This is a genomic window from Methanocrinis sp. (assembly GCF_049974945.1).
In the GTDB taxonomy this organism is placed as follows: Archaea; Halobacteriota; Methanosarcinia; order Methanotrichales; family Methanotrichaceae; genus Methanocrinis.
Map to the genome: position 1 here is coordinate 27,723 of NZ_JBNGCU010000012.1, position 1,656 is coordinate 29,378.

The 1,656-nt window shown below is 60.3% G+C and carries 2 protein-coding genes; both read right to left on the minus strand.

What is annotated here, in order from left to right:
- A partial coding sequence (locus tag ACP5EL_RS02370; RefSeq protein ID WP_428400837.1) for an HAD-IC family P-type ATPase occupies positions 1 to 1,066 on the minus strand: 1,066 nt, incomplete at its 3' end.
- A partial coding sequence (locus tag ACP5EL_RS02375; protein WP_428400838.1) for a CBS domain-containing protein occupies positions 1,063 to 1,656 on the minus strand: 594 nt, incomplete at its 5' end. The genes ACP5EL_RS02370 and ACP5EL_RS02375, both read right to left, overlap by 4 nt.

Consider the following 1,656-nt stretch of genomic DNA (forward strand, 5'->3'; position numbering starts at 1 on the left):
CCTCGCCGCCCGCGAGGCGGATCTCCTTTAAGGTCATCTCGTTTCGGGTGATCGTCCCGGTCTTGTCGGTGCAGATGACGGTGGCGCTCCCCAGGGTCTGGGCCGAGTCGAGGTTTTTGATCAGGGCGTTTCTCTTGGCCATGTTCCGGCTGGCGAGGGATAGGGAAAGGGTGATGGTGGGGAGCATCCCCTCGGGGACGTTGGCGACGATTAGGGAGAGGGCGAAGATGGCGGCGACGAGCCAGCCCTGCCCCGAGACGAGGCCGAGGACGAAGAAGACGCCGCCGACCAAAAGAGCCGCCAGGGTCAGGATCCTGGTGATCCTGATGATCTCAAGCTGCATCGGCGTCGCCCTCTTCTCGACCTCCTTCGATAGCGAGGCGATCTTTCCAAACTCCGTCTCCCCTCCCGTGGCGAAGACGACAGCGAGGCCGTTTCCCGAGGCGACGGTGGTCCCGGCGAAGAGGACGTTTCTCGCATCCAAAATCTCCTCGCTGGCGTCGGCCTCAGCGATCCTTCTTGCAGGCTGTGCCTCCCCGGTCAGGGCCGCCATGTTGACGCGGAGGGTGTTCGCCTCCAGGAGGACGGCGTCGGCTCCGATCCTATCCCCCTCCTCGACGACGAGGATGTCGCCGGGGACGAGATATTTCGCGTCCACCTCCTCGACTCTGCCTGCCCTCCTCACCTTCACCATCGATGGGATGAGCTTCAAAAGAGCTTCGACGGTCTTGTCGGCCTTGTACTCCTGCCAGAAGGCGAAGGTGGCGTTGATGAAGACGGCGCCGAGGATGGCGTAAGAGAGGATGTTGTACCCCTCGCCGGGAGAATAACGGTTCGCCACGAAGGAGAGGATGGCCGCCACCTCCAGGAGGAGGGCGAAGAACTGGAGGTACTGGAGGAGGTACTCCTTGAGATAGTTCTTACGCCTCCTCTTCTCAAGCTCGTTTGGCCCAAACTCATCCCGCCGTCTTCTGGCTTCTGCTTGGTCAAGGCCCGAGAGGCTGGTGTTGAGGCGGGCCAGCACCACGTCGTGGGGAAAGGTGTAGAGGTTCTTTTGGCCGCTCATAAAGCCCTCCCGGCTTCGATCGAGTATTCGATCAGAGCCCAGAGGAGATCGGAGTCCTTCACCATCCCCGCCTGCTTCTGATGGGCGGTGACCACCGGGAGCTGGTCGATCTTGTTTCTCAGCATTACCCTCGCGCACTCGCCGACCTTGCTGCTCTTGATGGCGGTGACCGCGGGAGCCATCGCCTGCTTCACGGGGATCTTGCGACGCGCTATGCGCGAGACCCCATAGTAGAAGTTCAGGGTGTCTTTGGTGCTCTCCCAGGTCCACTCGTCCTCATCCGAGGCTGAAGACATGTCCGACATCTCGACGGAGTCCTCGATTATGCTGGCATTTATCAGGTCCCGGTCGGAGACTATCCCCACCAGATTCAGGTCTGAGTCAAGGACCGGCGAGGCCTGAACGTTTGCATACTCCATCACGGTTCCCGCCATGTTATCCGACCGTCTGTCGATGACCATTATCCTGCACCTCTTGCCAGCGCGGATTGCTCCAGCCTCGTCATCTGCGCCCAAGATCCGAGTACTGTTTAGCATGCACATCATAAATACCTGTCTATCGTTATGCAGCAGCGCCTTGGATGCAAACTC